Raw genomic sequence first — 19140 nt, 5'->3', positions numbered from 1 at the left:
GCCGACGACCTTGCGGACTGCGCCCGAATGGCTGACCCGGTGGGAATATGCGCATCGGGGCCTGCATTCAGCCGGAGTGCCGGAAAACTCCCTTGCCGCTGCGAAAGCTGCGATTGCGGCGGGCATGGGGATCGAATGCGATATCCAGCGCACCGGTGACGGCCACGCGGTGGTCTTTCATGATTGGCAGCTTGATCGGTTGACCGACGCTGACGCGCTCACTGATGAATGTTCGTTGGCGCAGATCGAAGCACTGTCGTTGAAGGCGAATGGGGAACCGATCCCCTCGCTTGAGACTTTTCTCCAATGTGTAAGCGGCGCGGTGCCGCTTTTGATCGAGATAAAGTCCAAGCCCGGGTATGATGTGGAACAAAGCTGCAAAGCAGTCGCCGATGCGCTTCGGCAATATTCGGGCGACTTGGCCGTGATGAGCTTTGACCCGCGCGTTTCTGCATGGTTTCATGACAATGAGCCAACCGTGGCAGCAGGCCTCGTCATGCGCGAGGACGAGCACGGGCACACACAAACACAAGAAGCGCGCGAGAGGGCGTACGCTAGGGCTGCTCCTGATTTTCTCGCCTACCACGTTCTCGCGCTTTCCAATCCCTGGGTTGCGAAGCTTCGCGAAAATGGCCTTCCGGTTCTGACGTGGACGGTAAATTCGCCCGAAACGCGGGCCGAAGCACTCGAATTTGCTGATGCTTTGATTAGCGAAGCGGAGGGGCTGGCATGAGCGAAGGCGAACTTACAGTTAGGCTGGCGCCCGGTGTTGGTGAATTTAATGCAACCGATTGGAACGCGCTTGGCGGTGCGGATAACCCATTCATGTCGCACGAGTTTCTTACCTCGCTCGAAGATTCGGGCAGTGTCGGTGAAGGCACTGGATGGGACCCGGTTCCCATCACGATCACCGACGCAGATGGCAAATTGCTCGCCGCGATGCCCAGTTATGCCAAGGGACATTCTCAGGGTGAATACGTTTTCGATCACGCTTGGGCTGACGCGCTTCACCGCGCAGGGCGCAACTATTACCCCAAGCTACAGATCGCAGCACCCTTCACCCCCGCGAGCGGTCCTCGCCTTCTTCTGTCCGACCCAGCGCTCGCCACGCATCTTCTCAAGGGGGCTGAGGTGGTGTGCTCGCAAAATGGCCTTTCATCCGCCCACGCGACCTTTGTCGAGCCCGAGCAGGTGCCGATCTTTGAGCAGGAAGACTGGCTCATCCGAAGCGATCTTCAATTTCACTGGCTCAACCGTGATTACGACAGCTTTGATGGTTTTCTGGCCGATCTCGCATCGCGCAAACGAAAGAACCTGCGCAAAGAACGCGAGACAGCGGTTCGGGGCCTTCGGATTGAACGCCTGTCGGGTGATGACATCAAGCAAGAGCACTGGGACGCGTTTTGGGTGTTCTATCAGGACACCGGCGCGCGCAAGTGGGGGACGCCTTATTTGACGCGTGAGGCTTTTACTTTGCTGGGTGAGCGCATGGGGGACAGCATCGTCCTGATCCTTGCGTTCGATGGCGATGAAGCGATCGCAGGCGCGCTCAATTTCGTTGGCAAGGACGCGATTTATGGCCGCTATTGGGGCTGCACGCGTGATGTGCGGTTTTTACACTTCGAGCTGTGTTATTATCAAGCGATAGACATCGCCATTGAACAGGGCCTGCCGCGAGTGGAGGCGGGGGCACAGGGCGGGCACAAACTTGCCCGGGGTTATGAGCCGGTGCAGACATTTTCAGCACACTATCTGGTTGATCCGGGCTTCCGCGAAGCGGTTGCCGATTTTCTCGAACGCGAACGCCAAGGTGTTGCTGCGGATCAGGTCTTTCTCGACCGGCGGACACCCTTCAAGAAGGGTGAGTGAACATGCAATAATCAGGCTGCGCGACGTTCTTCGGACAACCAGCGACGTGCGCGGCGCTGTGCCTCGGCGATTTCGCGGGCCGTCATCTCATCTGAGACATCGGCACGGCAAAAGCTCGCGTCTTCGTGCCCTCTGGAAGCAGCAAGATTGAACCACTTGTGTGCTTCTACCAAGTCAGATTCAACGCCGTTCGAGCCTGTCGAATAGGCGACACCAAGATTGAATAAAGCCGCCACATCGCCTGCCATCGCATCAGCAAGATAACCAGCGATGGCCAGATCGATTTCTCCGCTCGTTACCGCGTTGGCATCAATCTCGTTAAGTGCTTTCCATTCCATTTCGTCATTCCCCGTTTTTAACGTCCCAACCCCCGGTTTGAACCATGGCGCCTAGACCTCAACGATCATGGTCAACAATTGGTTAACGCCGCGGGATTTTTGTTAACGGGTGTAAGGCAATGCGTGAGGCCAAAACCAAGGTTTCGGCGAATGCTCGTGTTTCTTACGCAGTGGCGGGGGAATCTGGCTTGCGGCGCAATGACGCCTTCCCTATAGCGCGCGCCTAGCAATGGGCTTGCCGGGCAGCTTTGCGAGTGGAAGCGCGAATTGCCTGGCCGTCTGCAACACGGGTTTTGGGATTAGAGGACCACATGTCAGCGGCGGCATCTGAAGAAATTGAAATCATCGAGAAAGCCAAGCAGATGCTTGGCGAAGATTACGTTCCTAGCGACGATGAAGAATATATGAGTGAGCGACAACAAGCTTACTTTGAAATGCTTTTGCTCGAATGGAAACGCTCAATCCATAGCGCGGCTGGCCAAACGCTTCAGTCGCTAGCCGATGGGCCTATCCGCGAAGCTGACCTTAATGATCGCGCGTCCAGCGAGACCGATTGGGGTATCGAATTGCGGACCCGTGATCGCCAACGCAAGCTGGTGTCCAAAATCGATTCTGCCCTTCGCCGTATCAAAGAGGGCGAATACGGATATTGCGAAGTGACCGGTGACCCGATCGGCCTTAGACGCCTCATCGCCCGTCCGGTGGCAACAATGACGGTCGAGGCTCAGACCGCCCACGAGCGCCGCGAAAAGATTTCGCGCGACGACTGATTAACCTTCATAACTGTTTCATTCTAGGACGTGACCCTCGATCGCTGACGCGATGGTTGCGAATTTTACGACCGGTTAACCGCGCCACTGTAACAGTCCTCGCTAACGCGGTTCCTGGTGTGTCAAGGGAGGAGGCGCCAGGTGTGATTGGCTTCGACAATTCGAAGCTTTGAAGACGATTGGAGATCTTGCGACAATGACCGGTGTCGAGACACGAAGTGTATCGCGTGACAGCCTTTTCCTCTTGGCAAACGTCCGTGTTGAACAAAAAGGCGAGCAAGCCCGCGTGCGCGTCCGCAACCTGTCTGATGGCGGGATGATGGGCGAAGGCGTGGTGCAAATCAGCCGCGGCAACCGTGTAGAAGTTGAACTCCGCAACATCGGCACCGTAATGGGCACAGTTGCCTGGGTTCAAGATCAACGCTTTGGCGTTGCTTTCGATGAAGAAATCAACTCGAACGCAGCGCGTGCACCGTCTGGCAGCAGCGAACAACACACACAATTTTCCGGTCATGTTTCCCACGCACACCGACCTCCGCCGCCTCCGGCAAATTCGGGCAAGTTGCGCAAAATTTAAGTCCGCGTCGAACTGGGCGTTTTTCCAAAGCGCAATCCTTGCTAGGCAGGAGCGGTGATACGCGCCCTTTTAGCCTCTACCATCGCATTTCTCACCGTCGCTTGCGGGCCCGCGGGCGATCAAGGGCCGGTGAACATCGCTGTCATCGGCGATCGCGAGGCGTTGGATGTTTCTGGCATCTGGCTCTCTCCAGGCGATCAGCATCTGCAAGCGGCCTCCAACGAGGGTCTGGTTGCGCTCGATTCCTCGGGTCAGGTCGTGCCTGCAATCGCCGAGCGCTGGATCGTGACCGACGATGGCCTCAGCTACATTTTCCGTCTGCGCAACTCCAATTGGACCAATGGCGAGGCGATCACCGCCAGCGACGTTCGAAGGATGCTGCAAACCCGCTTGCGCGAACTGGAGGGCACCTCGCTTGGCCTCGATCTGGCAAAGGTCGTCGAGGTGCGCGCGATGACGGGCCGGGTGATCGAAGTCAGGTTGTCCGGGCCGATGCCACAATTCTTGCGCCTTCTCGCGCAGCCCGAGCTTGGCTTCGCTTCTGGTAGAAGCGGTGCCGGACCCATGGTGGTCGAGCGCGACGATACCTCGTCGATTGTCGGATTGGCGATGCTTCCGCCAGAGAGCCGGGGGCTTCCGGCTCGCGAGGATTGGGAAGACTTGACCCGCCCTCTCGCCGTGCGAAGCCTGCCCGCTTCGGAAGCGATTGATGCGTTTGCGAACGGGTCGGTGGATCTTGTTCTGAACGGATCCATCACCGATTTTCCGATGATCGAACTTGGCCCCCTCTCCAGAGGCGCGGTGCAGGTCGATCCCGCTATTGGGCTGTTTGGACTGATTGTGCGCAGTGATAGCGGCGTGCTCGCTGATACTCGGCGGCGCGAAGCCTTATCCATGGCGATTGACCGCGAGGCGCTCATCCAACCGTTCGGGCTTGGCGGCTGGGTCTCGTCCACGTGGATCGTGCCGCCCGAATGGTTCTCCAGCGGCACGCTCGCTGCCAATCGCTGGCCTGAGCTCAGCCTTGAAGAACGCCGCGCGGTCGCTCGCCAACGAATTGCAGCGTGGGGCGGCGGTGAGGCGGTCATCCGTGTTGGCCTACCCGATGGGCCCGGGGGCGACCTTATGTTTGATGCGCTTTCCTCCAGCTGGCGCCAAATCGGTGTGACAACACAGCGTGTCGGGATCGGCGAAGGTGGTGACCTTGAATTACGCGACCGGCTGGCACGATATTCCTCACCGCGGTGGTTTTTGAACCAGTTGAATTGCACCATCGCACTGGGACTTTGCTCGGAAGAGGCGGACGCATTGGTGCGCGATTCCCTGGCACTGAAAGACCCCGAATCCAAAGAGCTCCTTTTGATCGAGGCGCACTCCATCCTGACCGATGCCGAGGTCTTTATCCCCTTGGGAGCGCCGGTGCGCTGGTCTCTCGTGCGCGGTTCAGTCGAAGGGTATCAGCCCAACCCCTGGGGCCTTCACCCCTTGTCCGCGCTCGCGGTAAGCCCCAATTAGAGGGGGAAGGAGTGCAAAATGAAAACCCCCGTTGATCGTTCTTCAATCTTGACGCCTGTTCAACCCGAGCAGAGCGATGGGAGCCGGCAAGGCGCAAACTTTCGTGCCGAAACGATGGGCTTTTCGCTCCCTACCGGCAGCGATCCGCAATCGGTCCGCGCCCGGGTGGAGGCGATGGAGGTGCTGCTCGAACGCTCATTCCGCATTCCCGGCGTCAACGTGCCTGTGGGGCTCGATGCGATCATCGGCCTCGTCCCGGTAGTAGGCGACATCATCACCACCGCGCTTGGCGCTTATATCGCATGGGAAGCTCGCAATCTGGGCCTTTCCAAGTTCCAGTTGACCCGTATGGGTGCCAATGTCGCGGTCGACGCTCTTCTGGGCCTCGTGCCGCTCGTCGGGGATGCGGCAGACTTCTTCTATCGCTCAAACACCAAGAACCTGCGCATCCTGAAAAAGCACCTCGACAAAAATCATCCCGAGACCCGTATCCTGGAAGGTTGATCGACGGTCAGCTTCGCTCTGGCCAAGTTTGCGATCAACACCGATCCTGAATCGCTTCAAGTTATAGCTACAGGGCGGCGCGTCGGCGTGGGCGTGGGCCTACGCTTCGAGCTCGATGTCCCAATAGAGCCAGTCGCGCCAGGTTTCGTGCAAATAGTTTGGCGGAAACATCTTGCCCTGCTGTTGCAATTGCCAGCTGGTCGGACGGATCGGGCGCTCTTGAACGGGCATGGCGGCCTGTTTCGGGGTGCGCCCGCCCTTTTGCATGTTGCACGAACCACACGCGGTGATGATGTTCTCCCACGTGGTCTTTCCGCCCAACCGGCGCGGGATCACGTGATCGAAGGTGAGGTTATCCTTCGACCCGCAGTACTGGCACTCGAACTTGTCGCGCAGAAAGACGTTAAAGCGGGTGAAAGCGGGAAACTCGCTCTGCTTTACATATTGCCTCAATGCGATGACGCTGGGGATTTTCATATCGAGGCTGGGCGAGTGAACTTCGCGATCGTAGCTTGCGACAATGTCCACCCGGTCGAGGAACACCGCCTTGATCGCGGTCTGCCACGGCCAAAGGCTCAATGGATAGTAGGACAGCGGTGTGTAATCGGCATTGAGAACGAGCGCAGGGCACGCTGAGAGGTGGCTGCCCGCGTCTTCTTCAGCGCTTCGATACCGCGCCGCTGTTTCGATCAGTTCGGCTTTGAACATGGGTTCACCTGTTCCTCTACTGATTGACACCAAACATGACCTAGCCGGGGTCAGAGTCAAATATGTTACATCAGGGGTATCCACAGGAACAAGCTGCGGATGGCCTGAGATAAAGTCGTGTGGCAAAGGTACGGCATGAACGCTCCCGTCGCTTCAAACCTGCCGGTTGTTACGCGCTTCGCGCCCAGCCCCAACGGGCCGTTGCATCTTGGTCATGCCTATTCTGCGATCGTTGGGCATGATCTGGCGACCAATGCTGGCGGACGTTTCTTGCTGCGAATAGAGGATATTGACGGTGCGCGGTCACGCGGTGAATTGGCCGATGAATATCGCCGCGATCTCGATTGGCTGGGCCTCGAATGGGAAGAGGTGCCAACTCAATCCACCCGGCTTTCGGCGTATCAGGCGGCTTTTGAGCGACTGAAAGCTGCAGGGCTCGTGTATCCGTGCCGATGCACCAGAGCCGATATCCAGGCCGCGGGCGCGAGGATGGGGCCAATGGGCCCGATCTATCCGGGCACGTGCAAGCGCGCGGACATGCGTGAGGACGAGCCTGTGCAATGGCGGCTCGATCTCGATGCGGCTGGCAAAACCGCCGGTCAGCTAGAGTGGCATGACGCATTCGCAGGAGAGCAGACTTGCGATCCGCATCTGCTTGGCGATGTCGTGATCTGGCGCCGCGATGAGCCTGCAAGCTACCATCTGGCGGCGACTGTGGACGATGCCGTTGACGGTGTGAGTATTGTGACGCGGGGGCGCGATCTGTTCGAGGCAACGCACATTCATCGCTTGCTCCAGGCGCTATTGGACTTGCCCACACCCGCCTATCATCACCATGCGCTCGTGCTTGATGAAGATGGGCAGAAACTCTCCAAACAGCGTGGTTCACCGGCGCTCGCGGCGAGGCGCGAGGCGGGCGAAGATGGTCGCGTGCTTGCCGAGCAACTAAGGATGCAAAAATTCGTGCTTGGAACTTGATGGCGTAAGGGCCATTTATTGACCATGAACTATTTCCTAACCGCCGTCCTGGTCATCCTTTGTGCACTTGTGGTGTTCTCACTCGTGCGCGGGATCGTAGCCTTCCTCAAAACAACCAAGATCGACCTTGAATCGGGCGAAGCGGAAACCGTGCCCGAAATGCAGGAACTGCAGAACAAGGCGATGTTTGCGCGGATCAAATATCAGGCCATGGCCATTGCCGTCATCGTTTTGATTGCCGTGATTGCAGGCGCCAGCGGCGATTAGAGAAGCCGCGCACATGGTCAAAATCAACAAGATATATACTCGCACCGGCGATGACGGAACGACAGGCCTTGTCGATGGCTCGCGCCTACCCAAACACGCGGCGCGCATGGAGGCCATTGGCCGTGTTGATGAGGCCAATTCAGCGATTGGTCTGGTTGTTTGCGCTCTCGCGGACGAAAGCCATAAGGCCCTCCTCACTCGCATACAGAATGATCTGTTCGACCTTGGAGCTGACATTGCGACCCCGTCTGAAGACGGCGATTTTACACCAAAAGAAATGGAACTGCGTATTGTCCAGAGCCAGCCTGAATGGCTCGAACATCAGATTGATGCGCTGAACGCTAATCTTGAACCGCTCGACAGCTTTGTCCTTCCCGGCGGCAGCGAGGCCGCCGCGCGTGTGCATGTGGCGCGTGCTTCAACGAGAGCCGCCGAGCGCGCGATGACGGAGCTTGCCGATGAAAGTGCGATCAATTGCCAAGCTCTCGCCTATATCAATCGCCTGTCTGACTTTCTATTCGTGATGGGCCGCGTCCTTAACGAAAATGGCGCCTCGGACGTGAAATGGGTTCCCGGCCAAAACCGGTGACGCGCTAACCGCTAGTCAATTGGCAATAGCTTCGCTAGGAGCCTTTGCTGCACTTGCGAAGGGACCTGCTACCATGCAAAAAATCGCCGTAATCGGAGCCGGACAAATGGGCACCGGCATCGCTCAAACTGTTGCCGCAAACGGTATGCAGGTGATGCTTTCAGACATCGATCTTGCCACCGCTGAAGGAGGCAAGGCCAAGGTCGACAAAGCTGTCGCCAAATTGGTCGGACGCGGCAAGATGGAAGCGGACGCCGCCGAAGCGTTGCTGTCCCGGATCACGCCCGTTGCAGATTACGCACCGATGGCTGAAGCCGATCTTATCATTGAGGCGGCGACCGAACGCGAAGAAATCAAGAACGCCATCTTCGAAGCCGCGGGCAAAGTGTTGGCCGATGGTGCGATATTCGCCTCCAACACCAGCTCTATTCCGATTACACGCATGGCGAACCATTCGCCTGATCCTGCGCGCTTTATTGGGCTTCACTTCTTCAATCCGGTGCCAGTCATGGGCCTTATCGAGGTCATTCCCGGCCTCGCAACGGCAAAAGACACCACCGACCGCGTGACCGAATTTGCGCAGGGCTTGGGCAAGGAAGTGGTGCTGAGCCAGGATGAACCGGGCTTTGTGGTCAATCGCATCCTTCTGCCGATGATCAACGAGGCGGTCTTTGTGCTTGGCCAATCGACCGCTGGCATCGAAGATATCGACAAGGGCTGTCGCCTTGGCCTCAACCACCCGATGGGGCCATTGCAACTGGCCGATTTTGTCGGGCTCGACACCTGCCTCGATATTATCAAAGTGCTCTACAAGACCACACGCGATAGCAAATATCGCCCCGCGCCTTTGCTGGTCAAATATGTCGAAGCAGGGTGGCTGGGCCGCAAGACCGGCCGTGGCTTTTACGACTACACCGGTGAGGCACCTGTTCCCACACGTTGAGTGCGGTTAGCCAGTGGTCTTGAGGCTGCCCCGGCTTTCGCCGCCCGGTGGCACGACCTCTGGTGCGCCCGGTGCCGTGCTAGACGTGATGGTCGGGCCGTTTGAACTGTCCTGCCGACGTCCACCAGCGTTTCTGGTGGGCGCATTGTCCATCGCGCCAAGGTCGGCGAAGGGGTCTGCGGCATCGTGAGCCGAAAAACCCGGTTTTTTGGCAGCGACCGATGGAGCAGGGGCAGCGCCCCATCCTGCGTCACCGCCAGCATCGCCCCATCCGCTTCCGCCTCCATCTGCAAAACCTGCGCCGGCAGGCGGTGCGGCTGGTGCAGCGGCTTCGGGTTCTGCGGCTTCGGCCAGCTCAGGAGCAGGCTGCGCGCCCGGCTTGAACTCGTTGAGCGCAAGGCTCGCGACAAGCGCGATAGCCACAACTCCCCCGGCGAAGCCGAGCGCGATCTTGGGGTTTCCAAAAAGCGAATTAGACATGAGGCGCGATATACCCTCGCGAGGGTTAAGGTTTGGTTTCGGACAACTCTTGACGCAGCGTCAGTCCAGTCCGTTTTTGAGGTCGTACAAAAGGTCGAGCGCCTCGCGCGGAGAGAGCGCATCGAGATCCGCTTCTTTAAGACGCCGTGCAAGCGCCTCTTCGCTGGTTTCAGCAGGCGCGCTCGCCGCCGCAGCGGCAAAGAGCGGTAATTCGCCGAGCCCGGCGGCAAGGCCACCAGTTTCATTGCGCGCCGCTTCGAGCTTTTCGAGCACTTGAGAGGCCCGTGCGATCACGCCTTGGGGAACGCCCGCCAACTTCGCCACCGCAAGCCCGTAAGAGCGGTCCGCAGGGCCTTCGGCAAGCTCGTGGAGGAGAACCAGATCGCCCTTCCATTCGCGGGCGCGCACGTGATGAAGCGAGAGTTGCTCGCAGGTTTCAGCAAGGCGGGAAAGCTCGTGATAGTGCGTTGCGAAGAGGCAGCGGCACTCGATCCTGGAATGCACCGCCTCGACCACGGCCCAAGCCAGCGCGAGCCCGTCGTAGGTTGATGTGCCGCGGCCTACTTCGTCAAGGATGACGAGGCTTTGCGATGTGGCCTGGGAAAGGATGGCAGCGGTTTCGACCATCTCCACCATGAACGTCGAGCGGCCACGGGCGAGATTGTCCGATGCTCCCACCCGGCTGAAAAGGCGGTCGACAAGGCCGATATGGGCCGAGGTTGCGGGAACAAAGCACCCGGCCTGCGCCATCAGGGCGATAAGAGCATTTTGGCGTAGGAAAGTCGATTTACCGCCCATGTTCGGTCCGCCGATGAGCCAGAGGCGATCATCGCCAGACAGTTTGCAATCGTTGGCGACGAAGCGTTCACCCGCCTTGGCAAGCGCGGCTTCGACGACGGGGTGTCGCCCGCCGACGATATTGAGAGCACCGCTTTCGGAAATCTCGGGCCGCGCCCAATCCCCTTCGCTCGCGCGTTCGGCATTCCCAGCAGAGACATCAATGCGGGCAAGCGCCGCAGCGGTCGCGGCAATCGCCTCACGAGCCTGTGCCACCACCCCGGTCAGCTCTCCGAAATGTGCCTCTTCCAAGGCCAGCGCCCGCCCGCCTGCTTCGGACACACGCGAGGCCTCTTCGTGAAGGGTCAGGGAATTGAACCGCACCGCGCCCTTCATCGTCTGGCGATGGGTGAAACCGCTGTCGGGTGCCATCAGGGTATCTGCATGACGGCTGGGCACTTCGATGAAATAACCAAGCACGCCGTTGTGCTTGATCTTGAGCGATGAAATACCGGTTTCCTCGCGGTAGCGTGCCTCCATCGCCGCAATCGCGCGCCGCGCATTGCCCGACATTTGGCGCAATTCGTCAAGACTGGCATCATAGCCTTCGGCGATAAATCCGCCGTTCGAGCGTTCGGTCGGAGGCGATGCAACGAGCGCGCGAGAAAGCTGGTCGATCAGGGCCCCGTGGCCGGTAAGTTCGGGGAGCAAAAGATCGAGTAGGGCAGGCCGGTCCGCTTCGCTCGATAGCCAGTCATGAAGCCTCGCGGCTTCGCCTAGCCCATCGCGCACCTGCCCAAGATCGCGCGGGGAGCCGCGACCAGCGACAATACGCCCTAGCGCCCGTCCAAAGTCAGGAAGCGCGCGCAGGCAATCGCGCAAGTTGGCGCGTTCAATCGGCCGACCCAGCCAGAATTGCACCAGAGCCAAGCGGTCTTCGATGGCCAGTTGATCGAGGAGCGGCGCGGACAAATCCTGCGCCAAAAGACGCGACCCGGCCCCACTTGAACAGCGATCAAGGGTTGCCACGAGGCTCCCTGCGCGCCCGCCACCGGACGTTTCGAGAATTTCGAGGCTGGTGCGGGTTGCCTCATCCATCGCCATACCCAGCGCGCCTGCCCGCGAAGACGGGGGCAAGAGAAACGGCAGTTCGCCCCGCCCAACGTGGGTAAGATAAGCGATAAGCCCGCCTGCTGCTGCGAGCATGGGCCGTGTGAACTCGCCAAAGCCATCAAGCGTGGACACGCCGTGTAGCGCTTTCAACCGCTCGGCTCCCTCGTCGCTTGCGAAAAGGCTGCGCGCCTGTGTCGCAGCGTCTTCCAGCGAATGCTCGAAATCTTCGGGCATCACCACTTCGCTCGGACCGAGGCGGGCTAGCGTGGCGCCAAGCAAGGACGGCTCGCATTCTTCGAGCACCATAGAACCGGTAGAGATATCGCAAGAGGCAAAGCCAAGCGTGCCCCGCACCTCGCACACTGCTACCAGCAGGTTCGCCCGGCGCGGCTCAAGCAGCGCCTCTTCGGTCAGCGTGCCCGCAGTCACGAACCGCACAATATCGCGCGCGACCAACACCTTGGATGAGGGTTTGCCCTCGCGTTTGGCTCGCGCTTTCGCTTCGTCCGGCGTCTCTACCTGCTCGGCAATCGCCACCCGCTGCCCGGCCTTGATCAACCTTGCGAGGTATCCTTCTGCCGAGTGCACCGGCACACCGCACATCGCGACAGGCTCCCCGCCGTGTTCACCGCGCGATGTGAGCGCAATGTCGAGAATATCGGCGGCGATTTTCGCATCGTCGAAAAACAGCTCGAAAAAATCGCCCATGCGATAGAACAGAAGCGAGCCTTCGGCCTCGCGCTTGAGCGCGAGATATTGCTCCATCATCGGAGTGGGTTTGCCAGAGGACTTGCTTGAGGCGGCCATTGGACAAGGCCTAACCAGCGCGCGCGCGATTCGGAAAGGGCGGGCGGCGCACTTATCCGCCCCAATGATCCGGGCCTGTGATCCGCCCGTCGATCAACTCGTATGCTACCAATGTGAGATTGGGCACTATTCAACCGTGTAGAGCCAAGCTAAGGCCGGGCCTCAGACGGTGCAATTGACAGACCAAGTTTACTGGCGAAATTTGAGGGGGCCAACCATGTCAGACGAACCCAAGGGCGGATTTACTGCCCGCGAAGCGCTCTTTTATCACGAGACAATCCGCCCAGGTAAGCTGGAGATCGTCGCGACCAAGCCGATGACCTCGCAGCGCGATCTGTCGCTTGCCTACTCGCCAGGCGTGGCTGTCCCGGTCGAGGCGATTGCAGCTGATCCATCGCTTGCCGCGCGCTACACCGCGAAAGCGAACCTTGTTGCAGTGATCTCGAACGGTTCGGCAATCCTTGGTCTTGGCAATCTGGGCGCGCTTGCATCGAAGCCTGTGATGGAAGGCAAGGCGGTCTTGTTCAAACGTTTTGCCGACGTGGACTCGATCGACATCGAACTTGCGACCGAAGACCCAGAGGCTTTCATCGAGGCGGTCGCCCTGATGGAGCCTAGCTTTGGCGGCATCAACCTTGAAGACATCAAGGCGCCAGAATGCTTCATCATCGAAGCTGCTCTGCGCGAGCGTATGAACATTCCGATCATGCACGATGATCAGCACGGGACCGCGATTATTACTGCGGCTGGCCTGCTCAACGCATGTTACCTCACCGACCGCAAGATCGAAGACGTCAAAGTCGTCGTCAACGGCGCGGGCGCGGCTGCGATTGCGTGCACCGCTCTCATCAAGGCGATGGGCGTAAAGCACGACAATGTCATCATGTGCGACCGCTCAGGTCCGATTACGCCGGGCCGCGACAATGTTGACCAGTGGAAGAGCGCGCACGCAGTGGCGACCGATGCGACTACGCTGGAAGAGGCGCTTAAAGGCGCGGACATTTTCCTCGGGCTCTCGGCTGCGGGCGCGCTCAAGCCTGAGTGGGTCACCGAGATGGCGGACAAGCCGATCATCTTTGCAATGGCGAACCCGACGCCTGAAATCATGCCCGATGAAGCGAAAGCCGTGCGCCCCGATGCGATTATTGCAACCGGGCGCAGCGATTTCCCTAACCAGGTCAACAACGTATTGGGTTTCCCCTTCATCTTCCGCGGCGCGCTCGACGTTCAGGCGACCACGATTAACGAAGAGATGAAGGTTGCAGCGGCCACCGCGATTGCCGAACTTGCGCGCCAGCAAGTGCCAGAAGAAGTCGCAAGCGCTTACGGTAAAAACCAGAAGTTCGGGACCGATTACATCATCCCTGCGCCCTTCGACCCGCGCCTTATAGAGGTTGTGTCCTCGGCAGTAGCCAAGGCTGCGATGGATTCAGGCGTGGCACAGGCCCGCATCGAGGATTTTGACGAGTACAAGCACGCGCTCAAATCGCGGCTTAACCCGACCACATCGGTCCTCACCGGCGTTTACAATGAGGCGAAAGCCAATCCCAAACGGATGGTCTTTGCCGAGGCCGAGGAAGAAGTGGTGCTGCGCGCTGCGATCCAGTTCCGCGACTTTGGTTATGGCACTCCGATCCTTGTGGGCCGCACCAAGGCGGTGCTCGACAAGCTCCACCAGTTGTCGGTTTCTGACCCGCAAAGCTTCGAGATCCAGAATTCGGCCGACAGCGAGCACGTGCCCGCGATGGTCGACTATCTCTATGATCGCCTTCAGCGCCGCGGTTATACCGAGCGCGATGTGCGCCGCATGGTTAACCAGGAGCGCAACGTCTTTGCCGCGCTTCTGGTCGCTCTTGGGCATGCGGACGGCATGATTTCAGGCCTTACTCGCACCTATGCGCAAACCATGCGCGAGGTGAACCTTGTGATCGATAAGAAGGCGGGCGCTTTGCCGTTTGGCATCCACATGATGATCGGCAAGAACCACACCACATTCCTTGCCGACACCACCATCAACGAACGTCCAAGCGCAAGCGAGCTTGCCTATATCGCGCGCGAAACCGCAGCCGTTGCCCGCCGCATGGGGCACGAACCGCGTGTCGCGTTCCTGTCTTATTCGACATTTGGCAATCCGTCGGGTCAATGGCTTGGCGATATTCGTAAAGCTGTGGCGCTTCTCGATGAAGAAGGCTGCGACTTTGAGTATGAGGGCGAGATGGCACCGGACGCAGCGCTCAATCCGGCAGTGATGAAGCTTTATCCCTTCAGCCGCCTGTCGGGTCCTGCAAATGTGTTGATCATGCCGGGACTGCAATCGGCCAATCTGTCCGCCAAACTCCTGCGCGAGCTTGGCTCCAACACGACAGTCGGCCCGATGCTGTTGGGCATGGAAAAGCCGGTCCAGATCGCGCCTATGACCGCGATTGCGCCCGATGTGCTGACCCTGGCCGTTCTCACCGCTGCGGGGATCGTGGTCTAGGCCTCGGCGAGGCGTTCCTCGATTGGAACGTAGTCAACGTCATAGCCGAAATAGCGCGGCGAAAAGACTTTCAGCCCCGCCTCGCTGCGCCAGAGCGGGTCGCTCCTGAAACCAAGGACCGCGACTTCTTGACCCTCGGTATAATCGGGGTTGCCGACGCCTTCAGCGCTTTTGATATCAATCACACTGATGAGGTCGGGACAGGTGGCGATGACAGTGCCATTGCGGCGGGCTAAAAGATGTTCGTTTTTGACAGACGTTTCAAAGCTTTGTCCGGCAAAGGTGCCATTTCCGGCAAGAGTTACTGTACCCTGCAAAAAGCCCGCTTCATCGCGCCATTCAGTATTTGAGACACGTCCGGTAAACAGCATATAGCCATCACCTGCTGCGCGGGCTGCCTCAATGGGATCTGAGCCGCTCGCTTTTGCCTCGCGCACAGCTTTGCCGATTGCCATTGCAAGGCTCAGGCTATCTTGCACCAATGTCCCGGCCTTTTTCGCTTGAGCACCTGAAATGGGGCTGTCAGCGACACCGCACTCTCGGCTGACGACGGCGATGCTGCGCAATATGTCTTCCGCCCGTGTTGGGTCGCCGAGTGTCTCCACCACCATTTCATCACCAAACGGCGTGGCTGTTCCAATCGGCGTGAGCGGTATGCCAGCGACTTTTACAGAGTGCTGATTGATTTCAGGTACAGCGCGCCCGACAGTGTCGGCATCGAGCGCAGGAACGCCAAGACGCGCGGCAATGGATAAACCTTCAGCAAGACTAAGCGGGCCAATCTCGCCCAAAATGACGCCCGCAAATTTCTGGCCGAGATGCCGCTCGAGCGTCTCGAAGGCGGCTTGGACTGGTGCCTCGACGCGGTTGTCGATTGCTTCAAGCCGCTGCTGCATTGCAGGGTCAGTGCTTGCGAGTGATGCCAGACCGTAAGGGCACGCGACCCGGTCTGTGTCGGCCAATGAAGAGACGGGAAGGGCCGTGAACTTATATCCGGCATTGAGATCGGCCGCGATTAGCTTACGCGCCTCGGTGAGACTGCCGCCTCCTCCTGTCCCAAGATAAGAACTTCCAACCAGAGCATCATCGAGATCGGTTTTGCTAAGAGTGCGCGCATCAGGATTGGAGCTGCGTCCTTCTTCAGCGATGCCTGCTGCATGTTCACTGCACGCGGCCAGCGCGCCGGCTGTGATAGCAAGCCCGCCCAAGAATTGTCTGCGCGATGTCATAATGTGCTCCAAGCCAATTTCGACAATCGTGCAGGCTGCCCGGTGAGAATGCAACGGCGCGTGTGTTCGCCCCTGGCGCTATTTCCGCCTAAATTGGAAGTACCACACTTCGTGTCCCAAGACGTTGCGCCCGATGTGCTGACGCTGGCGGTGCTGGCGAGCGCGGGGATTGTGGCTTAGCGAAGGCCAACATTTTTACATTTGTTGCAGCTGTATCGTGGCTTCGATCTCACCGAGGGTGGCGCTGTTGGAGAGTACGGCTGGGTCGTCAACCGGAAGCGCGGTCATTCGCTCATATTTTAGCAGTTCGTCTTGAGGTAGCAGCAACTGTTCTTGCGGGGTCAGAATACCTTGGGCTTTCACAACTTCACTGGCTTCGTTCAGGGCGACCTGCTGATCGAAAGTTGTCGGTGGTGTGTAAGATCTGATGTCAAAAGCGGCGGGCCCTGAGGCCTCCACGCTTTTTTGTACGTCATCTAGGATCGCGCGTTCCCAGGCCGCCTCTCTTGATCGCGCAATGGTCTGCGCCGCGCGAGTCTCGGGTGCGTCGATATCAGTCAGGGCCATTAGCCTTCGTCGAACTCGATTTGGCCAGCCCCAAAAGCCTGTCCAAATATACTCGTCATTCCAACGAGGCCCTGCGAGAAACACTGAGCTGTACTTCACTTCAGCGTCCATCGACGACACTCCGTTCGCCAACATCGCATACTTGAAGACCAGATGCGTTGCTTCCCAGGTCCTTGCCTTAGTGTCGCAATAACGATCGTGAATAATTGCCGCTTTGTTGTAGTCGCCGCTCCAGGGCCCGCCCGCGAAGCTCCACAAACTCTTGGGAATAGAAGCGCCGTTACTGACGTATCCAGCAGGTACAGTCCAAAGCATCCCATTGGGATCGCGGTAAGAAAAGCTCTCCATGAGACGCATATTCTGCCCGCCTGCAGGCAGAAGAAGCGGTCCAGCAGAAAAACTATTTCTACTCTGAGCCAGAATTGATGTTGGAGAAACAAATAAAGCGGCTGTTACAGCCGACTTGAGTAGATCTCTTCTTTTCATACTGCCCCTCTGTATTCAGCTGGTCTAAAGTAACGAGGGGGTGCGAAAAGTCCAGTACTCGCTCACTTTCGCCTAAACCGGAAATACCAAACCTCATGCCCGAACACATTGCGCGCCTTGGTTTCATAGCGGGTCTCACACCAACCAGAGGGACGGTTCTGCCAGGTTTTTGGCGCCTCGACGACCCATTCGAATTCATCGGTAAAGCGCTGCATCACCATTAGCGCGTGGCGCACATAGACCGGGTGATCGGTGCCGAAGCGAAATTCACCGCCGGGTTTCAGCTTGTCCGCGATCATTTGCACCGGCCCATCGTTCATCATCCGGCGTTTGGCGTGCTTGTTCTTGGGCCATGGGTCGGGGTGGAGCAGGTACACCATGAAAAGCGATGCGTCAGGAACCCTGCCAAGCACTTCGAGCGCGTCACCTGCGTGAAGGCGCACATTCGAAAGCTTGCCGTCATCCACATGGGTCAGCGCCTGCGCAACCCCGTTGATGAACGGCTCTGCGCCAATAAACCCATGATTGGGAAGGAGATCAGCCCGGTAGGCAAGATGCTCTCCCCCGCCAAAACCGATCTCGAAATGCATCTGGCAGTCTTCGCCAAACAGGCGTTCAGCAGTCACTGGCCCGTCTGCGGGCACAGCAATTTGCGGCAGGAGATTGTCCACCAGGCCCTGTTGCCTGGCACTCAGGGGCTTGCCAATGCTCCGGCCGTACAGCCTGCTTAAAGTGGTTGGATCACCTTCTTTATATGCGCTCATGCGAGGCTCGCTAGTCGGGGGAGGGGGGATTTGTCCAGCCATTAGAAGCCGCAACGCCTTGAGGCCTTGTGCGGTCTTCCTATATCGCTTTGCTTATGGAACAACTTTTGGCCCTTTTCGCCTCCCAACCCATTTGGGTGCAATCCATAATCGGAGCAGCCGCGCTTCTGATCGCCTCGCTGGCGGTCAACTTTATCCTCAAAGACGTAATCTTGCGGATCGTGGCTCCTTACCTCGATAAACAAAGCGATACGATCGATACCTCTGCCACCTGGTTTGCAACGGTGGCACCGCTCCTGGTGGTATCCAACGGGATTGGCCTTGTGCCGGGCCTGCCGGAATGGGCGGTGGAACTGATTTCCGATGTTAGTCAGTCGATCATAGTCCTCTCCATTGCCATGGGGATCGTCAAGGCGCTGACCTATTTGAACGAGGTGTACGAGCGCCGCCCGCAAGCCAAGAACCGGCCGATCAAGGGTTATTTGCAGGTCGTCAAGATACTGGTCTTGTGCGGGGCGGCGATCATATTGATTTCCATCCTGATCAACGAAAGCCCACTGCTTTTGTTGAGCGGTCTTGGCGCGATCACGGCGGTCCTTCTGCTGGTCTTCAAGGACACCATCCTCAGCCTCGTCGCCTCTGTCCAATTGAGCACCAACGACATGCTGCGCGTAGGCGATTGGATCACCATGACCAGCATGGGCGCCGATGGCACCGTGGTCGATATCTCGTTGCACACGGTGAAGGTGCAGAATTTCGACATGACCATCGTGTCGATTCCCACGCACCGTTTGGTCTCCGATAGCTACCAGAATTGGCGCGGCATGGCCGAAAGCGGTGGCCGGCGGATCAAGCGCGCTCTGAATATCGACCAGAATTCCGTGCGCTTCCTGAGTGATGACGAAGTCCTCGACCTCAAGAAATTCAAGATGCTCAAGAGCTATCTCGCGGACAAGCGAGAGGAAATCGCGGATTGGAACGCGAAGGAGCTGGGCGGCGAGGACGCACCCGTGAATGCTCGCCGGCTGACCAATCTGGGGACATTGCGCGCATATGTGGACGCCTATTTGCGCTGGCACCCGCGCATCAGCAATGACTTCACGCTGATGGTCCGCCAGCTTGCTCCTGGCCCGCAGGGCGTTTCGCTTGAGCTTTATTGCTTTACCGACACAACCGCTTGGGAAGTTTATGAAGGCATTCAGGCCGACATCTTCGATCATCTGATCGCGATCGTGCCCGAATTCGACCTGAGCCTGTTTCAGGAGCCTTCGGGGAGCGATTACGCAAAGCTTCTCGATCAGCGCTGATTAATCGAGCCTACCTTTGTAGGAAAGCAAAACGCCCGGCGACCTTATGGCTACCGGGCGTTTCGCGCTGAAG

Annotated in this window: 19 protein-coding genes; 12 read left to right on the top strand and 7 right to left on the bottom strand. The window is 58.5% G+C overall.

Annotation, left to right across the window (positions count from 1 at the left end):
* The first annotated feature begins 10 nt into the window (after positions 1 to 10).
* Positions 11 to 733 carry a glycerophosphodiester phosphodiesterase family protein gene (locus MWU38_RS05700; RefSeq protein ID WP_281494538.1) on the top strand — a complete coding sequence of 241 codons (723 nt, stop codon included), beginning with the start codon at positions 11 to 13 and terminating at the stop codon, positions 731 to 733.
* A complete protein-coding gene (locus MWU38_RS05695; protein WP_247270847.1) occupies positions 730 to 1869 on the top strand; it encodes a GNAT family N-acetyltransferase in 1140 nt (379 codons plus the stop codon). The genes MWU38_RS05700 and MWU38_RS05695 overlap by 4 nt, the downstream gene beginning before the upstream one ends.
* A gap of 11 nt (positions 1870 to 1880) precedes the next feature.
* On the opposite strand, the gene MWU38_RS05690 is transcribed toward MWU38_RS05695, so the two are convergent.
* On the bottom strand, positions 1881 to 2207 hold the full coding sequence (locus tag MWU38_RS05690) for a hypothetical protein (protein WP_247270846.1): 327 nt from the start codon (positions 2205 to 2207) through the stop codon (positions 1881 to 1883).
* 311 nt (positions 2208 to 2518) lie between these two features.
* Between MWU38_RS05690 and dksA the strand changes: the two genes are divergently transcribed.
* The 4 genes from dksA (at position 2519) to MWU38_RS05670 (ending at position 5573) form a co-directional block, all read left to right on the top strand.
* Positions 2519 to 2977 carry an RNA polymerase-binding protein DksA gene (gene dksA / locus MWU38_RS05685; RefSeq protein WP_247270845.1) on the top strand — a complete coding sequence of 153 codons (459 nt, stop codon included), beginning with the start codon at positions 2519 to 2521 and terminating at the stop codon, positions 2975 to 2977.
* 169 nt (positions 2978 to 3146) lie between these two features.
* Positions 3147 to 3554, top strand: a complete 408-nt coding sequence (locus tag MWU38_RS05680) for a PilZ domain-containing protein (RefSeq protein ID WP_247270844.1) — start codon at positions 3147 to 3149, stop codon at positions 3552 to 3554.
* A gap of 129 nt (positions 3555 to 3683) precedes the next feature.
* Entirely contained in the window at positions 3684 to 5069 is a 1386-nt protein-coding gene (locus tag MWU38_RS05675) for an ABC transporter substrate-binding protein (protein WP_247270843.1), read from the top strand.
* A gap of 114 nt (positions 5070 to 5183) precedes the next feature.
* Positions 5184 to 5573 (top strand): DUF4112 domain-containing protein, encoded by a 390-nt coding sequence (locus MWU38_RS05670; protein ID WP_247271250.1) that lies wholly within the window; start codon positions 5184 to 5186, stop codon positions 5571 to 5573.
* Positions 5574 to 5672: 99 nt separating this feature from the next.
* Here MWU38_RS05670 and MWU38_RS05665 read toward each other — a convergent pair whose 3' ends face one another.
* The gene (locus tag MWU38_RS05665) at positions 5673 to 6281 is read right to left on the bottom strand and encodes an HNH endonuclease (RefSeq protein WP_247270842.1); all 609 of its coding nucleotides are present in this window, start codon (positions 6279 to 6281) and stop codon (positions 5673 to 5675) included.
* A 135-nt stretch (positions 6282 to 6416) separates the two neighbouring features.
* Here MWU38_RS05665 and gluQRS point away from each other — a divergent pair, with 135 nt between their 5' ends.
* The 4 genes from gluQRS to MWU38_RS05645 all read left to right on the top strand — a co-directional run bounded on the left by gluQRS (position 6417) and on the right by MWU38_RS05645 (position 9058).
* Entirely contained in the window at positions 6417 to 7259 is an 843-nt protein-coding gene (gene gluQRS / locus MWU38_RS05660; RefSeq protein ID WP_247270841.1) for a tRNA glutamyl-Q(34) synthetase GluQRS, read from the top strand.
* Positions 7260 to 7283: 24 nt separating this feature from the next.
* The gene (locus tag MWU38_RS05655) at positions 7284 to 7526 is read left to right on the top strand and encodes an HIG1 domain-containing protein (RefSeq protein ID WP_247270840.1); all 243 of its coding nucleotides are present in this window, start codon (positions 7284 to 7286) and stop codon (positions 7524 to 7526) included.
* A 13-nt stretch (positions 7527 to 7539) separates the two neighbouring features.
* Positions 7540 to 8115: a cob(I)yrinic acid a,c-diamide adenosyltransferase gene (locus tag MWU38_RS05650; protein ID WP_247270839.1), complete on the top strand. Its 576-nt coding sequence runs from the start codon at positions 7540 to 7542 to the stop codon at positions 8113 to 8115.
* Positions 8116 to 8188: 73 nt separating this feature from the next.
* Complete coding sequence (locus MWU38_RS05645; protein WP_247270838.1) at positions 8189 to 9058, top strand: 3-hydroxyacyl-CoA dehydrogenase NAD-binding domain-containing protein; 870 nt, start codon at positions 8189 to 8191, stop codon at positions 9056 to 9058.
* 6 nt (positions 9059 to 9064) lie between these two features.
* Here MWU38_RS05645 and MWU38_RS05640 read toward each other — a convergent pair whose 3' ends face one another.
* Positions 9065 to 9538 (bottom strand): hypothetical protein, encoded by a 474-nt coding sequence (locus MWU38_RS05640; RefSeq protein WP_247270837.1) that lies wholly within the window; start codon positions 9536 to 9538, stop codon positions 9065 to 9067.
* A 60-nt stretch (positions 9539 to 9598) separates the two neighbouring features.
* Complete coding sequence (mutS, locus tag MWU38_RS05635) at positions 9599 to 12235, bottom strand: DNA mismatch repair protein MutS (RefSeq protein ID WP_247270836.1); 2637 nt, start codon at positions 12233 to 12235, stop codon at positions 9599 to 9601.
* 217 nt (positions 12236 to 12452) lie between these two features.
* On the opposite strand from mutS, the gene MWU38_RS05630 reads away from it, so the two are divergent.
* Positions 12453 to 14714 (top strand): NADP-dependent malic enzyme, encoded by a 2262-nt coding sequence (locus MWU38_RS05630; protein WP_247270835.1) that lies wholly within the window; start codon positions 12453 to 12455, stop codon positions 14712 to 14714.
* Here the strand turns inward: MWU38_RS05630 and MWU38_RS05625 are convergent.
* The 3 genes from MWU38_RS05625 to MWU38_RS05615 form a co-directional block, all read right to left on the bottom strand.
* Positions 14711 to 15943, bottom strand: a complete 1233-nt coding sequence (locus MWU38_RS05625; RefSeq protein ID WP_247270834.1) for a DUF917 domain-containing protein — start codon at positions 15941 to 15943, stop codon at positions 14711 to 14713. The genes MWU38_RS05630 and MWU38_RS05625 overlap by 4 nt on opposite strands.
* A 195-nt stretch (positions 15944 to 16138) precedes the next feature.
* Positions 16139 to 16996: a DUF1353 domain-containing protein gene (locus MWU38_RS05620; RefSeq protein WP_247270833.1), complete on the bottom strand. Its 858-nt coding sequence runs from the start codon at positions 16994 to 16996 to the stop codon at positions 16139 to 16141.
* A gap of 62 nt (positions 16997 to 17058) precedes the next feature.
* Positions 17059 to 17760, bottom strand: coding sequence for a tRNA (guanine(46)-N(7))-methyltransferase TrmB (locus MWU38_RS05615; RefSeq protein ID WP_247270832.1), 702 nt, complete (start codon positions 17758 to 17760; stop codon positions 17059 to 17061).
* A gap of 95 nt (positions 17761 to 17855) precedes the next feature.
* Here MWU38_RS05615 and MWU38_RS05610 point away from each other — a divergent pair, with 95 nt between their 5' ends.
* The gene (locus MWU38_RS05610; protein ID WP_247270831.1) at positions 17856 to 19067 is read left to right on the top strand and encodes a mechanosensitive ion channel domain-containing protein; all 1212 of its coding nucleotides are present in this window, start codon (positions 17856 to 17858) and stop codon (positions 19065 to 19067) included.
* The last annotated feature ends 73 nt before the right edge of the window (positions 19068 to 19140 follow it).

The organism is Qipengyuania sp. S6317L1 (genome assembly GCF_023015615.1).
In the GTDB taxonomy this organism is placed as follows: Bacteria; Pseudomonadota; Alphaproteobacteria; order Sphingomonadales; family Sphingomonadaceae; genus Erythrobacter.
This window is presented reverse-complemented; position numbering and strand designations above follow the sequence as displayed.